The organism is Actinosynnema sp. NPDC050436 (assembly GCF_040655415.1).
In the GTDB taxonomy this organism is placed as follows: domain Bacteria; phylum Actinomycetota; class Actinomycetes; order Mycobacteriales; family Pseudonocardiaceae; genus Actinosynnema.
Map to the genome: position 1 here is coordinate 87,865 of NZ_JBFAJV010000009.1, position 13,380 is coordinate 101,244.

General features: G+C 74.1%; 12 protein-coding genes. 6 read left to right on the forward strand and 6 right to left on the reverse strand.

All coding sequences use genetic code 11. The features are described from left to right. Positions 1 to 7 precede the first annotated feature (7 nt). Positions 8 to 922, reverse strand: a complete 915-nt coding sequence (locus AB0I60_RS21980; protein ID WP_360732456.1) for an ABC transporter substrate-binding protein — start codon at positions 920 to 922, stop codon at positions 8 to 10. A gap of 94 nt (positions 923 to 1,016) precedes the next feature. On the opposite strand from AB0I60_RS21980, the gene AB0I60_RS21985 reads away from it, so the two are divergent. The 3 genes from AB0I60_RS21985 (at position 1,017) to AB0I60_RS21995 (ending at position 4,133) form a co-directional block, all read left to right on the forward strand. Continuing rightward, the gene (locus AB0I60_RS21985; RefSeq protein ID WP_360732854.1) at positions 1,017 to 1,943 is read left to right on the forward strand and encodes a DMT family transporter; all 927 of its coding nucleotides are present in this window, start codon (positions 1,017 to 1,019) and stop codon (positions 1,941 to 1,943) included. Between the two features lie 111 nt (positions 1,944 to 2,054). Beyond that, on the forward strand, positions 2,055 to 3,233 hold the full coding sequence (locus AB0I60_RS21990) for a S8 family peptidase (protein WP_360732457.1): 1,179 nt from the start codon (positions 2,055 to 2,057) through the stop codon (positions 3,231 to 3,233). A 726-nt stretch (positions 3,234 to 3,959) separates the two neighbouring features. Continuing rightward, positions 3,960 to 4,133 (forward strand): PEP-utilizing enzyme, encoded by a 174-nt coding sequence (locus AB0I60_RS21995; RefSeq protein ID WP_360732459.1) that lies wholly within the window; start codon positions 3,960 to 3,962, stop codon positions 4,131 to 4,133. A 21-nt stretch (positions 4,134 to 4,154) separates the two neighbouring features. Here the strand turns inward: AB0I60_RS21995 and AB0I60_RS22000 are convergent, their stop codons facing one another. Then, positions 4,155 to 5,327 (reverse strand): 4-hydroxybenzoate 3-monooxygenase, encoded by a 1,173-nt coding sequence (locus AB0I60_RS22000; protein ID WP_360732461.1) that lies wholly within the window; start codon positions 5,325 to 5,327, stop codon positions 4,155 to 4,157. Positions 5,328 to 5,565: 238 nt separating this feature from the next. Here AB0I60_RS22000 and AB0I60_RS22005 point away from each other — a divergent pair, with 238 nt between their 5' ends. Beyond that, complete coding sequence (locus tag AB0I60_RS22005; protein ID WP_360732462.1) at positions 5,566 to 6,378, forward strand: hypothetical protein; 813 nt, start codon at positions 5,566 to 5,568, stop codon at positions 6,376 to 6,378. A 47-nt stretch (positions 6,379 to 6,425) separates the two neighbouring features. Here AB0I60_RS22005 and AB0I60_RS22010 read toward each other — a convergent pair whose 3' ends face one another. Next, complete coding sequence (locus AB0I60_RS22010; protein WP_360732464.1) at positions 6,426 to 7,253, reverse strand: siderophore-interacting protein; 828 nt, start codon at positions 7,251 to 7,253, stop codon at positions 6,426 to 6,428. A 24-nt stretch (positions 7,254 to 7,277) separates the two neighbouring features. After that, positions 7,278 to 9,542, reverse strand: coding sequence for an excinuclease ABC subunit UvrA (locus tag AB0I60_RS22015; protein ID WP_360732465.1), 2,265 nt, complete (start codon positions 9,540 to 9,542; stop codon positions 7,278 to 7,280). Between the two features lie 71 nt (positions 9,543 to 9,613). On the opposite strand from AB0I60_RS22015, the gene AB0I60_RS22020 reads away from it, so the two are divergent. Together AB0I60_RS22020 and AB0I60_RS22025 are read left to right on the forward strand one after the other, a co-directional pair. After that, on the forward strand, positions 9,614 to 10,402 hold the full coding sequence (locus AB0I60_RS22020; RefSeq protein ID WP_360732468.1) for a TetR/AcrR family transcriptional regulator: 789 nt from the start codon (positions 9,614 to 9,616) through the stop codon (positions 10,400 to 10,402). Between the two features lie 11 nt (positions 10,403 to 10,413). Continuing rightward, positions 10,414 to 11,226, forward strand: a complete 813-nt coding sequence (locus tag AB0I60_RS22025; RefSeq protein ID WP_360732470.1) for a putative protein N(5)-glutamine methyltransferase — start codon at positions 10,414 to 10,416, stop codon at positions 11,224 to 11,226. 21 nt (positions 11,227 to 11,247) lie between these two features. Here AB0I60_RS22025 and AB0I60_RS22030 read toward each other — a convergent pair whose 3' ends face one another. Together AB0I60_RS22030 and AB0I60_RS22035 are read right to left on the reverse strand one after the other, a co-directional pair. Next, entirely contained in the window at positions 11,248 to 12,171 is a 924-nt protein-coding gene (locus tag AB0I60_RS22030; RefSeq protein ID WP_360732472.1) for a DinB family protein, read from the reverse strand. After that, positions 12,168 to 13,322: a winged helix DNA-binding domain-containing protein gene (locus tag AB0I60_RS22035; protein WP_360732474.1), complete on the reverse strand. Its 1,155-nt coding sequence runs from the start codon at positions 13,320 to 13,322 to the stop codon at positions 12,168 to 12,170. The genes AB0I60_RS22030 and AB0I60_RS22035 overlap by 4 nt, the downstream gene beginning before the upstream one ends. Between the last annotated feature and the right edge of the window lie 58 nt (positions 13,323 to 13,380).

The window sequence follows — 13,380 nt, forward strand, 5'->3', positions numbered from 1 at the left end:
TCGCCGCTCAGGCGACCCGGCGGGCCTCGGAGCGGCCCACCGGCCGGCCGACCCGCACCCCGTGCAGCACGTGCGCCAGCACCTCCGCGCCGCGCACCACCCGGGGGCCGGGCCGGTTGAAGTACGACGGCCCGTCGAGCACCCACGTCCGCGCGCCCAGCCCGGCCCAGCCGGGCCGGGAGGTCAGCACGGGCAGCTCCGCCTCGGTGCGGTCCGGCGGGAAACCGCACGGCAGCACCAGCACCACGTCCGGCCGCGCGTCGACCACCGCCCGCCAGTCCACCGCCGAGGTGTGCTCGCCGGGCGCGGCGAGCAGCGGCTCCCCGCCGGCGCACGCGACCTGCTCGGGGACCCAGTGCCCGGCCGGCCACACCGGGTCCAGCCACTCGACCGCCACCACGCGCGGCCGGGGCCGCCCGGCGACCGCCCGGGCCACCGCCGCCCACCTCCGGCGCAGCGCGGCCTCGCGGCGGGCCGCGACTTCCGGCACGCCCAGCACGTCGCCCAGCCGCCGCAGGCAGTCCAGCACCTCGTCCACGGTGGACGGTTCCAGGCTCAGCACGCGCGGCCCGGCGTCGAGCACGCGGACCGCCTCCGACACCCGGCGGTAGGACACCGCGCACACCTCGCACAGGTCCTGGGTGAGCACCAGGTCCGGCGCGAGCCGCGCGAGCAGCACCTCGTCCAGGCCGTAGAGCGAGGACCCCCGGTGCGCCGACGCGCCGCGCACCACGTCGGAGATCTCCCGGCTGCCCAACCGATCCTGGTCGATCCCGGTCGAGGTGACCACCGGCACCGACGCCACCGACGACGGCCAGTCGCACTCGTGGGTGCGCCCGACCAGCGAGCCCGCGAACCCCAGTTCCGCCACCAGGTCCGTGGCGGCGGGCAGCAACGACACGATCCGCACGTCCTCGACCATGAAGACGAGCTTAACCCACCGGAAAAAGCCTTCACTTTTCATAACAGGACCCGTGCGGCACGGTGAGGTGGTGCTGAACCGCTCCGTGCTGCGGATGGGAACCCTGGCCCTGCTGTGGGGCTCGGTCTTCCTGTGGATCGAGCTGGCCCTCACCGGCCTGACACCCGTCCAGATCACCGTGATCCGCTGCGCGCTCGGCACCGCCGTGCTGCTCGTGCTCGCCGGCCTCGGCCGGCAGAAGCTGCCGCGCGACCGGGTGACCTGGGGACACCTGGTCGTCGCGGCCTTCTTCTGCAACGCCCTGCCGTTCGTGCTGTTCGGCATCGGCCAGCAGAGCGTGGACTCCGGCACCGCCGGGGTGCTCAACGCCACCACCCCGCTGTGGGCGCTGCTCATCGGCGTCGCCCTGGGCACCGAGCGCCGGCTCACCCCGGCCCGCGTCGGCGGGCTCGTCCTCGGCTTCGCCGGCGTCGCGGTGATCTTCGCGCCCTGGGAGCACGACGGCCTGGCGAGCTGGGGCGCGCTCGCCCTGCTCGGCGCGGCGGCCAGCTACGCGGTCGCGTTCGCCTACATGGGCCGCACGCTGGTCGGCCGGGCCGGGCCGATGGCGATCTCCGCCGCCCAGCTCGCCGCCGCCACCGGACTCGGCGCGCTCGGCCTGCCGCTGTCCGGACCCGCCCACCCGAACACCACGGCGGTGGTCGCGGTCGTCGTCCTCGGCATCTTCGGCACCGGGTTCACCTTCGTCCTCAACTACCGGATCATCGAGGACGAGGGCGCCACCAGCGCCGCCACCGTCGGCTACTTGCTGCCCGTGGTGTCGGTCGGGCTGGGCGCGCTCGTGCTCGGCGAACCCCTCACGCCCCGGGTCGTCGCCGGGATGGCGGTAGTCCTGGTCGGCGTGGCCATGACCCGGACGGCCGCCGCCGCGCCGCCACAAGACGGGTCCGGCCCTTGCCCGTTGCCGGTTTTGTCCACTGAGCGTGACGAACCGGGCGGCCGATCGGCCGACCCCCGTTGACCGTGACATAGCCGCTGGTCAGGCTGCTGGGTGAACCCGATCGAGTGACTGTCGGCCCCGTCAACCCTGCGTCGGGGCGCACTCGGTCGGAGTTCGCCGAAGGAGCCGACCGTGCGTCCTTTCACCTCGACCCTCGCCGTGCTCGCCGCCGTCACCACGACGGCCGGGCTCGCGGCGGGCGTCGCCTCCGCCGCGCCGCACCAGGCGCTGATCGTCACCCCGGCGGCCACCGCGACCGCCACCCCCGTCCCGGGCAGCTACATCGTCACCCTCGACCGGCACGCCCGCAGCGCCGGCACCGCCGCTGCCGCCGCCGGCGTCACCCCCACCCGGGTCTACGAGTCCGCCTTCACCGGGTTCTCCGCCACGCTGACCCCGGCCCAGCTCCGCGCGCTCAGCCGCGACCCGTCCGTGCGGGTCATCGAGCAGGACATGCTCGTCACCGACGCCCTCGACACCACCCAGGCCAACCCGCCGTCGTGGGGCACCGACCGCGTCGACCAGAAGAACCTGCCGCTGTCCAAGAGCTTCACCTACACCGCCACCGGCGCGGGCGTGCACGCCTACATCATCGACACCGGCATAACCCCCGGCCACGCCGACTTCGGCGGCCGGGCCACCTTCGACCACAACGCCATCGACACGAACAACACCGACTGCCAGGGCCACGGCACGCACGTCGCCGGCACCATCGGCTCCGCCACCTACGGCGTCGCCAAGGGCGTGCGGCTGCACGGCGTGAAGATGATGAACTGCGCCGGCAGCACCACCACGAGCGCCGCGATCGGCGCGGTCGAGTGGGTCACCCGCAACGCCCAGAAGCCCGCCGTGGCCAACACCTCCTGGAACTACCCGGCCACCGCCAGCCTGGAGACCGCGATCCGGAACATGATCTCCTCCGGCGTCTTCCTGGCCACCTCGGCGGGCAACACCGGCGGCAACTCCTGCGACCGGCTGCCGCGCAAGGTGGAGACCGCCAGCGTCGTCGCCTCCTCGGAGCGCACCGACGCCCGCTCGTCGTTCTCCAGCACCGGTTCCTGCGTCGACCTCTACGCACCCGGCGGCGCGATCGTCTCCACCCTCCGGACCGGCGGCAGCGGCTCGATGAGCGGCACCTCGATGGCCACCCCGCACGTCGCGGGCGTCGCCGCGCTCTACAAGTCCCGCCACGGCGACCAGCCGGCGGCGACCGTGCACAACTGGCTCAACGCCAACGCCACGCCGAACGTGGTCAGCGGCGGCGCGACCGGCGGCACGGTCAACCGCCTGCTGTTCACCGCCGGCCTGTGACCACCCCCGGCGCGCGGGACCACCCCCGCGCGCCGGGCACCCCTCCGGTGCGTCCGCCACGGGACCTCCGCGAACCGGGCCGCGCTGCCGGACGTGCCCGACGCGGTGCGGCGCTGCGGGCGTCGCGGTGGACCGACCGCGCCCACAACGGCGTCGCCGACCCGGCGTTGGCGACCCGTCCGTGGTGAACGCCACCCCCGGCCTGGGGAGAGGCGCTGGTCGGCGGCGAGGTCGCACTCGACTCGTACGTCGTGCCCAACGGCGCGGTCCAGCGGCGCGGAGACCTGTTCGCCGCCGCGCCGGGCCGTGCCGAGGACCTGCAGACCCGGATGGCCGAGGTCGAACGCCTCCTGCACGACGAGATCCGGGTGTACGACGCCGGCGCGCGCATCGGCATGGGCGTGAACGCCGCGCTGCGCCGCACCCTCGACCGCCTGATGGGGGAGGAGGACGCCACCGCCCTGCTCACCGGAACGCACGGCGCGACTGGGGCCACCGGTTCGGCGACGAGTTCGGGGTGTCGGTGCCCCGGCCCGCCGAGGACCCGACCTGGCTGGACAGCAGGCTCGCCGAACCCGGCACCAACCCGGAGGTGCTGCCGGCGGGCCGGGCGGACGCGCGGGAACGGGCGTGACGCCGGCTGGTCGCCGCCGCACCGCCCCCCGACGGGGTCACCGGCTTCCCCGGCTCGGCCGGCGTGGTCGACGGCGTCGGCGCGCGGCGGCCGTGGTCACCGACACCGGCGCACCGCTCTCGCACGCCGCGATCGCGGCCCGCGAACTGGGCATCCCGGCCGTCGTCGGCTGCGGCAACGCCACCACCCGCCTGCGCACCGGCGACCGCGTCCGGGTGGACGGCACGCGCGGCACGGTGACCCCGCTGGACCGACCCGGGGGATGACCGGCCGGGCCGGCGGTGGGGTCAGCGCGCGGGGGAGCGGCCGGTGTCGTGGGGCAGGCCCACGTAGTTCTCCGCGAGGCTGGTCGCGGCGGCCTCCGAGGAGCAGACGTAGCTCAGCTGGGCGAGCTGCAACTGGTGGTCCAGGTCGTCGCCCGAGGTGTGCAGCATCGAGGTCATCCACCACGAGAAGTGCGTGCACCGCCAGACCCGGCGCAGCGCCCGCTCCTCGTAGCCGTCCAGCAGGTCCGTGCGCCCCTCCGCGAAGAACGCGCCCAGCGCCTCGGTGAGCACCGCGACGTCCGCCACCGCCAGGTTGAGTCCCTTCGCGCCGGTCGGCGGCACGATGTGCGCCGCGTCGCCGACCAGGAACAGCCGCCCGTGCCGCATCGGCGTGCTGACGAAGCTGCGCATCGGCGTGATGCCCTTGTCCACCACCGGTCCGGTGGCGAGCGCCCACCCGTCCAGGCCCAGCCGGACGCCCAGCTCGTCCCAGACCCGGTCGTCCGACCAGTCCTCGACGCGCTCGCCCGGGTCCACCTGGAGGTAGAGCCGGCTCAGCGCCGGCGACCTCATGCTGTGCATGGCGAACCCGCGCGGGTGCCACGCGTAGATCAGCTCGTCGGTCGACGGCGGCACCTCGGCGAGGATGCCCAGCCACGCGTACGGGTAGTCGCGCTCCCACGTCCGCCCCGCCGGGACGGTCGGGCGGCTGACCCCGTGGAAGCCGTCCGCGCCCACCACGACGTCGGCCTCCACCACCCGCGCGGCCCCGGTGCCGTCCACGAAGGACACCTTCGGCCGGTCGGTGCCCACGTCGTGCAGCGCGGTGTCGGAGACCTCGAACCACACGTCGTCGCCGCGCGCCCCGAGCAGGTCCTTCACCACCTCGGTCTGCCCGTAGACCCACACCGACCGCCCGGTCAGCGCGTGGAAGTCGATCCGGTGCCGCTCGCCCGGCCACTGGAGGTGGATGCCGTCGTGGCGCAGCCCGTGCTCCTTCAGCCGGTCGCCGAGGCCGGCGGCGACGAGCAGGTCCACCGTGCCCTGCTCCAGCACGCCGGCCCGGATGCGGGCCTCGACGTAGGCCCGCGAGCGGTTCTCCACGACCACGGAGTCCACCCCCCGCTCCGCGAGCAGGTGGGACAACAACAACCCGGCCGGCCCGGCACCGACGATGGCGACCTGTGTGCGCATGGGGAGCATCGTGGGGGACGGGACGCCTCGCGCACAGCCCCGGTTGCCACTGAGCGGCAACCGGGCCGGACCGCGACCACCCGCGCCGTCCGATCAATGATTCTCCCTATAACTTCAGTGTGGAATAAAATCAATCATTCCTCCTGGTGATCGGCTGCCGGGGCACCGAAGAGCAGCCGGGGCCGAACCACTCGAATATCGGTTGTGCCAAGTGGCACAACCGGTTACTTTCAGCGGCGTGGACGACGGCAAAGGCCGAGGTAGGCCGCGCAAGGACCCGGAACGCCTGGCCCGCTGGACACCGCCCGACGGGTGGTCCCGGCTGGTCGCCTGGATCTCCCCGGAGGAGAAGCGGGCGCTCAAGCACGCCGCCGTGGACGCGGGTGTGCCGGTCGCCGACCTGGTCAGGTCGCTGGCCGGGGGGCTCGCTGCGGGTGCCGTCACCCACGCGGACCTGGTACGCGGAGTGTCGAGAGGAAGACCTGTCATGGAGAAGATCCCCACGCTGTTCGAGCGGGACGACCGCTTCCGGGTCGTGGACCGGCCCCGGGCCGAGTGCGCGTGGGTCTTCGCGGGCGAGGGCGTGGGCACCGAGAAGCTGGACGGGACCAACGTGCGGCTGACCGTGCGGGCCGGGCACCTCGTGCGGGTGGAGAAGCGGCGCAACCCCAGCCGGGAGCAGAAGCAGCTCGGGATCGTGGACGGCTGGTACGTCGACACCTCCGCCGACGCGGCCGAGGACAAGTGGGTCCTCGCGGCGGCGGCCGGCACCGACGTGAGCGGGTGGCCGGACGGCGAGCACTCGTGCGAGGCGCTCGGGCCGCGCATCCAGGGCAACCCCCTGGGGCTGGCCGAGCACCTGTGCGTGCCGTTCGACGTGGCCGCCCCGGTGTACGAGGGAGCGCCGCGCGGCTACCACGAGCTGGCCGGGTACCTGGCGGAGCTGGAGAGCCGGTACTCGCCGGGCAGCCTGGCCGAGGGAATCGTGTTCCACCACCCGGACGGGCGGCGGGCGAAGATCAAGCGCAAGGACTTCCCGAAGGCGGCCTGACGGTTCTCCGGTCCGGTCGCGGGCACGACCGGACCGGAGATCCCGGGTCAGTCGGTGGCGACGCGTTCCCGGGCCTCGGCCAGGTCGTCGTCCGTCGGCGGGTCGTCCTGGGTGAGGGCGTGCCGCCAGTAGCCGGTGAAGTCGATCCGGCGTTCCTCGACGCCGCGCTCGTCGATCAGGTGGCGGCGCACGGCGCGGACCGCGCCCGCCTCGCCGGCCAGCCAGGCGTACGGGCTGCCGGTGGGCGGGGTGGCGGCGCGGACGGCGTCGAGCAGCGCGGTGCCCAGGCCGGGTGGCGAGTGCCGGTGCACCCAGTGCAGGTCGAGGTCGGCGGCGGTGTCGAGGGGTTGTTCCTCGGCGGGGCCGTCGACCTCGACGTACGCGGTGACGCGGGTGCCGGCGGGGAGCGCGGCGAGGTGGCCCGCGATGGCCGGGATCGCGGTCTCGTCGCCGGCCAGGAGCAGCCAGTCGGACCGGCCGAGGGTCTTGCGGTAGACGGCCGACGGCCCGTAGCGGCCGAGGGTGTCGCCGGGTGCGGCGGTCCGGGCCCACCGGGTGGCGGGTCCGGGGTGGTCGTGCAGCACGAAGTCCACGTCGACCTCGTGCGTGCCGGGGTGGTGGTCGCGGACGGTGTAGCTGCGCAGCCAGGGGCGTTCGGCCTCGGGGATGGCCCGGTACGCCTGGTACCAGGCCATGCCGTACCTGTCGGACTGGTCGGCGGGCAGGTCGGGCACGGGGTGGCCGGGTCGGGGGAACAGCAGCTTGAGCTGCTGGTCGGGCCAGGTGGTGAAGTCGTCCAGGCCGTCCCCGGTGAACCGGACGCGCACGACGCGCGGGGTCACCGGGTGGACGGCGGTGACGTGCAGGAGTGGCACGGGCTGGTGTTCCTCACGGTCCGGTCAGGTGCGGGTCACGTAGGCGCGCAGGTGTCGGGCGGTGAGGGTATCGGCGTGGGCGACGAGGTCGGCGGGGGAGCCGGTGAACACGACCCGGCCGCCGTCGTGGCCCGCGCCGGGGCCGAGGTCCACGATCCAGTCGGCGTGGGCCATGACGGCCTGGTGGTGCTCGATGACGATGACGGTGTTGCCGTCGTCGACGAGCCGGTCGAGCAGGGCGAGCAGCTTGTCGACGTCGGCGAGGTGCAGGCCGGTGGTGGGTTCGTCCAGGACGTAGGTGGATGCCTTCTCGCCCATGTGGATGGCGAGCTTGAGGCGCTGCCGCTCGCCGCCGGAGAGGGTGGTGAGGGGCTGGCCGAGGGAGAGGTAGCCGAGGCCGACGTCCGCGAGCCGGTCGAGGACGGCGCGGGCCTGCTTCTCGGTGAAGAAGTCGCGGGCCTCGGCGACGGGCATGGCGAGGACCTCGCTGATGTCGCGCCCGCGCAGCTCGTGGCCGAGGACCTCGGCGGTGAACCGCTTGCCGCCGCAGTCCTCGCAGGGGGTGGCGACGCCGGCCATCATGGCGAGGTCGGTGTAGATCACGCCGAGGCCCTTGCACTTGGGGCACGCGCCTTCGGAGTTGGCGCTGAACAGGGCGGGTTTGACGCCGTTGGCGCGGGCGAAGGCGGTGCGGACGTGGTCGAGCAGGCCGGTGTAGGTGGCGGGGTTGCTGCGGCGGGAGCCCCGGATGGGGGACTGGTCGACGGTGACCACGTCGTCGCGGGTGGCCAGGGAGCCGTGGATGAGGGAGCTCTTGCCGGAGCCGGCGACGCCGGTGACGACGGTGAGGACGCCGAGCGGGATGTCCACCGAGACGTTCTGGAGGTTGTGCAGGGTCGCGCCGGTGATGGCGAGCTGCCCGGTGGGGGTGCGGGGCCGGTCGCGCAGCCGGACGCGGTGGTCGAGGTGGCGGCCGGTGAGGGTGTCGGAGGCGCGCAGGGCGGCGACGTCGCCGGTGAAGCAGAGGTCGCCGCCGTGCCGGCCGGCGCCGGGGCCGAGGTCGACGACGTGGTCGGCGATCTCGATGGTCTCGGGCTTGTGCTCGACCACCAGGACGGTGTTGCCCTTGTCGCGCAGGCGGATCAGCAGGTCGTTCATCCGCTGGATGTCGTGGGGGTGCAGGCCGACGGTGGGTTCGTCGAAGACGTAGGTGACGTCGGTGAGGGCGCTGCCGAGGTGGCGGACCATCTTGACGCGCTGGGCCTCGCCGCCGGACAGGGTGCCGGACTGGCGGTCGAGGCTGAGGTAGCCCAGGCCGATCTCGACCAGGGAGTCGAGGGTCTCGCGCAGGCCGGCGATCATCGGGGCGACGGAGTCGTCCTCGATCTTGGCGACCCAGTCGGCGAGGTCGCTGATCTGCATGGCGGAGCAGTCGGCGATGTTGACGTCGCCGATGCGGGAGGCCAGGGCGGCCTGGTTGAGGCGTGCGCCGCCGCAGGAGGGGCAGGCGGTGAAGGTGACGGCGCGGTCCACGAAGGTGCGGATGTGGGGTTGCAGCGACTCGCGGTCCTTGCCGAGGTAGAGGCGCTGGACCTTGACCACGAGCCCTTCGTAGCTGAGGTTGTTCTTGCCGACCTTGACCTTGGTGTTCTCCCGGTGCAGGAAGTCGGCCCACTGCTGCTCGGTGTAGTCGCGGAGCTTGGCGTCGGGGTCGACGAAGCCGGAGGCGGCGTAGACCTGCACGTACCAGTTGTCGGGGGTGAAGCCGGGTACCTTGATCGCGCCTTCGTTGAGGGACTTGTCCCGGTCGACCAGTTCGTCGACGTCGATGGTGGAGACGCGGCCGAGGCCCTCGCACTCGGGGCACATGCCCTCGGGGAGGTTGAAGCTGAACGCGCCGGAGGTGCCGACGTGCGGGGTGCCGAGGCGGCTGAACAGGATGCGCAGCATGGTGTGGGCGTCGGTGGCGGTGCCGACGGTGCTGCGCGAGTTGGCGCCCATGCGCTCCTGGTCCACGACGATGGCGGCGCTGAGGTTGCGCAGGGCGTCGACGTCGGGGCGGCCGAGGCTGGGCATGAAGGACTGGACGAACGCGGTGTAGGTCTCGTTGATCAGGCGCTGGGACTCGGCGGCGATGGTGCCGAACACGAGTGACGACTTGCCGGAGCCGGAGACGCCGGTGAAGACGGTGAGCCGGCGCTTGGGGATGTCGACGCTGATGTCCTTGAGGTTGTTCTCGCGTGCGCCCCGGACTTCGATGACGTCGTGGCTGTCGGCGGCGGTGGCCATGTCCTGCTTCCCCCATGTTTGTTTATGCCGTAAAGTCCGGACAGGTTAGTTTATGGTGTAAGGAGTCGCAAGTGGTCTTGTACGCCGGGCAGGGGGACGCACGCCGGTCGATGTCGCTGCTGTGGCGGCCGGCCGGGGGCGGACCGGACCGGCCGGGGCCGAAACCGGGCCTGACCGTCGACGCGATCGTGGACGCGGCGATCGCGGTCGCCGACGAGCACGGCATGGCGGCGCTGTCGATGCGCGCGGTGGGGGAGCGGCTGGGCCGCACGGCGATGGCGCTCTACACCTACGTGCCGAACAAGGCCGAGCTGGTCGATCTGATGTACGACAAGGCGCTGGGGCGGCTGCCCGTCGACTACCCGCTGGAGCGGGGGTGGCGGCCGGCGCTGGAGGCGTGGGCGGCCGACGTGCGCGCGTTCTACCTGCGCCACCCGTGGGTGTTGCAGGTGTCGCAGGCGCGGCCGGTGCTCGGGCCCCACGAGTTCGCCGCGCTGGAGGTGCTGCTGCGGGTCCTGCGCGGCACGGGTCTGGAGCGGTCGGTGCTGCGCGGCGTGGCGGGCGCGGTCACCCAGTTCGTGCGCGGCGCGGCCGGCGTGGTCGCGGACGTCCGGCAGGCCGCGCGGGCGACCGGCGTGTCCGACGAGGAGTGGTGGTTCGCCCGCTCGCCGCTGCTGGAGGAGTTCGGCGGCGGGTTCGGCGAGCGGTTCCCGCTGTCGACGTGGATCGGCGAGGTCGACCCGCCGGCGGCCGACGACTGCACGCCCTACCTGGAGCGGGACGCCGACTGGAACTTCGAGGTCGGCCTGCGGGTGCTGCTCGACGGCATCGAGGCCGCCGTGGCGCGGTCGGTGGGTTAGGGTTCGCAGGTTTGCGGAAGGCGTTTCTGGTGCTGGTTGACGATTTTTCCTCCGTGGTCGCGCGGCTGAGGGCCGCCGGGTGCGTGTTCGCCGAGGACGAGGCCCGGTTGCTGCTGGAGTCGGCGGCCACGCCCGCCGCGCTGGCCGAGCTGGTGGGACGGCGGGTCGCGGGCCTGCCGCTGGAGCAGGTGCTGGGCTGGGCGGAGTTCCGGGGGCTGCGGGTCGCGGTCGAGCCCGGGGTGTTCGTGCCGCGCCGGCGGACCGGGTTCCTGGTGGCGTGCGCGGTGCCGGTGGTGCGGCCGGGCTCGGTGGTGGTGGACCTGTGCTGCGGGTCGGGCGCGGTGGGCGCGGCGCTGGCGGCCGAGGCGTCGGTGCAGGTGTACGCGGCGGACGTGGACCCGGTGGCGGTGCGGTGCGCGCGGCGCAACCTCGATCCGGCGCGGGTGTTCGAGGGCGACCTGTTCGCGGCGCTGCCCGGGGGGCTGCGCGGCCGGGTGGACGTGGTGGTGGCCAACGCGCCGTACGTGCCGACCGCCGTGATCGGCACGATGCCGCCGGAGGCGCGCGACCACGAACCGCTGGTGGCGCTGGACGGCGGGCACGACGGCCTGGCCGTGCAGCGGCGGGTGGTCGAGGACGCCCCGCAGTGGCTCGCCCCCGGCGGCGCGCTGCTGGTGGAGACCGGGGAACGGCTGGCGGCGCACACGGCGACCGCGTTCCGCGCCGCCGGGTTCGCGGTCGAGGTGCGGCGGTCGGCCGAGGTCGACGCCACCGTCGTGATCGGCCGGTCGGGCGCACCCGTGGCGCCCGCGCGCCCGTCGTGACCCACCTCGCCGGGGCGGGGGTTACGCGCCGACCACCCCGTCGGTGAGTTCGCGCACCACGTCGAGCTGGCCGACGTGCCGGGCGTACTCCTGGACCAGGTGGAACAGGATCCACGCCAGGGTCGGGCGGGGGTACGCGTCGAGGTCCCAGCGCCGGGCCACGTCGGCCAGGTCGGCACCGGCCACGATCTCCCGCGACCGGGCGCACTGCTCCAGGTAGAAGGCCCGGACGTCCTCGGCGGTCTCGCCCTCCTCCAGGGTCCACTCCGCGACGCGGCCCTCCGGGGTGGCGCGCGCGTTGACGATGTCCTCGCCGGCGAAGCACCAGCGCAGCCAGCCCTGCTCGACGTGGCCCAGGTGCTTGACCAGGGTGATCGGGGCCCAGCCGGAGGGCACCAGGCTGGTGCGCGCCTGCTCGTCGGACAGGCCGTCGACCTTGCGCAGCAGGGTGTCGCGGTAGAAGTCGAGGTAGGCGACGACGAGCCGGGCGGGGTCGGCCAGGTCGAGGGCGGGTTCGACCGGCACCCGGATCGCGGCGTGCACGCGGTCGCCGTCCACGGTCAGCGCCGCGCCGACCCGCCGGAGCACGGCGAGGGCGGCGGTGTTGGCGGTGGTGGTCTCGGCGCGCACGGTCGACAGGTTGCGGGCCGTCGCCCGCTGCACGACCTTGCACAGCGCGGTCACGCCGACGCCCCGGCCCCGGGCGGAGCGGGCCACCCACAGGCCGGTCTCGCCGCTGCCGGTCAGCCTGACCATGCCGAGGGTGCGGTCGCCGTCGGTGATCTCGAACGCGTCCCGCCGCAGGTCGCGGTAGAACGCGCGGAACGCGTCGGCCTGCTCGGGCCGCCAGCCGGGCGGCATCACGTCGGCGGGGTCGGCGTCGACCGCGGCGACCGCGAGCAGTCGCTCGACGCCGTCGTCGTCCAGGGGGCGCAGGTCGATCACCGGACCAGCTCCTTCTCCAGCGGTGCGGGGAACCGCGACACCACGCGGGTCCCGTCCATCCAGCCGGTCAGCCGGGCGGCCTCCCGGTCGAGCGCGGCGCTGGCCTCGCGGCCCACGTCGACCAGCGGTCGCCAGACGACCTCGCCGTCCTTGCGCTGCGCCCAGCCGCCGACCACGGCGCCGTCCACCCACGCGGTGGGGCCGACGTTGCCGGAGTAGTCGAACAGCGCCGGCCGCAGGTCCTGCGGCAGGTACCAGTCGCGAGCCTGCCAGCCCATGGCGGTCGGGTCGAGCGCCGGCAGCAGGGCCACCCACGGCGCGGCACCCGGCGCGTCCACGTCGCCGGGCAGCACGTGCCCGGTGCCGCCGGACAGCGCGACCTGCTCCGCGCCGACCTCGGCGAGGGCCTTGCGGACCGCGCCGAGCGACCAGCCGGTCCACCACTTGAGGTCGGCCTCGGTGCCGGGGCCGTAGGCGGCCAGCCACCGGCGGACCAGCTCCGCGCGGGCGGCCGACTCGTCCAGCGCGGGCCACGGGGTGCCGGGTTCCCAGCGGAACTGGCTGCTGATCCACGACCCGCGCGGCCGGCCGCGGCGGATGCGGCCGTCGGCGGCGAGCACGCGCAGGACGCGGCTCGACACGTTCTGCCGCACCTCGTAGGGCTTGCCGGGGGAGGCCACGACCTGTTCGAGCAGCGCGGGCACGTCCCGGCCGAGTTCGACGGCGGTGGCCTCGCCGCGCGCGGCCACCGCCGCGAGCACGTCCCGTTCGACCTCGGCGAGCCGCGCGGCGTCCCAGCCGACGCCGTCGGCCAGGTGCTTGAGCAGCTTGGCGCGCTCCTGGGCGGCGATCTGCCGGGCGGCGGCGGCGTCGACCACGGGCGCGGACCGCGCCGTCACGACGAACATGGTGCGCCTCATGCACAGCAGGCGGACCAGGCTGCGGTCCCGGTAGAGGGCGTCCTCGACGGCGCGCACGGACGGGTCGGCCAGGCGGGCGCGGGCGGAGAGGAACACCGAGGCGGGGTCCGAGGCGTGCAGCCCGACCAGGGCGTCGGCGACCTGCTCGACGGTCGTCGCGGGCGTGGCGAGAAGATGGCGCGTGCCCAGTCGGGCACGCCGCTGGTCGTCGGTGATCACGGCGGGGGTCACCCGGACATCCTCGCCCGCCCACCGTGATCGCGGGAACCGGTTAACGGCAGGACGGGAA

Excerpts from the sequence above, each read along its gene's own strand:
- AB0I60_RS22000 (WP_360732461.1), bottom strand. The coding sequence starts at position 5,327 with ATGCGCACACAGGTCGCCATCGTCGGTGCCGGGCCGGCCGGGTTGTTG.
- AB0I60_RS21980 (WP_360732456.1), bottom strand. The coding sequence starts at position 922 with ATGGTCGAGGACGTGCGGATCGTGTCGTTGCTGCCCGCCGCCACGGAC.
- AB0I60_RS21985 (WP_360732854.1), top strand. The coding sequence starts at position 1,017 with ATGGGAACCCTGGCCCTGCTGTGGGGCTCGGTCTTCCTGTGGATCGAG.
- AB0I60_RS22015 (WP_360732465.1), bottom strand. The coding sequence starts at position 9,542 with ATGGCCACCGCCGCCGACAGCCACGACGTCATCGAAGTCCGGGGCGCA.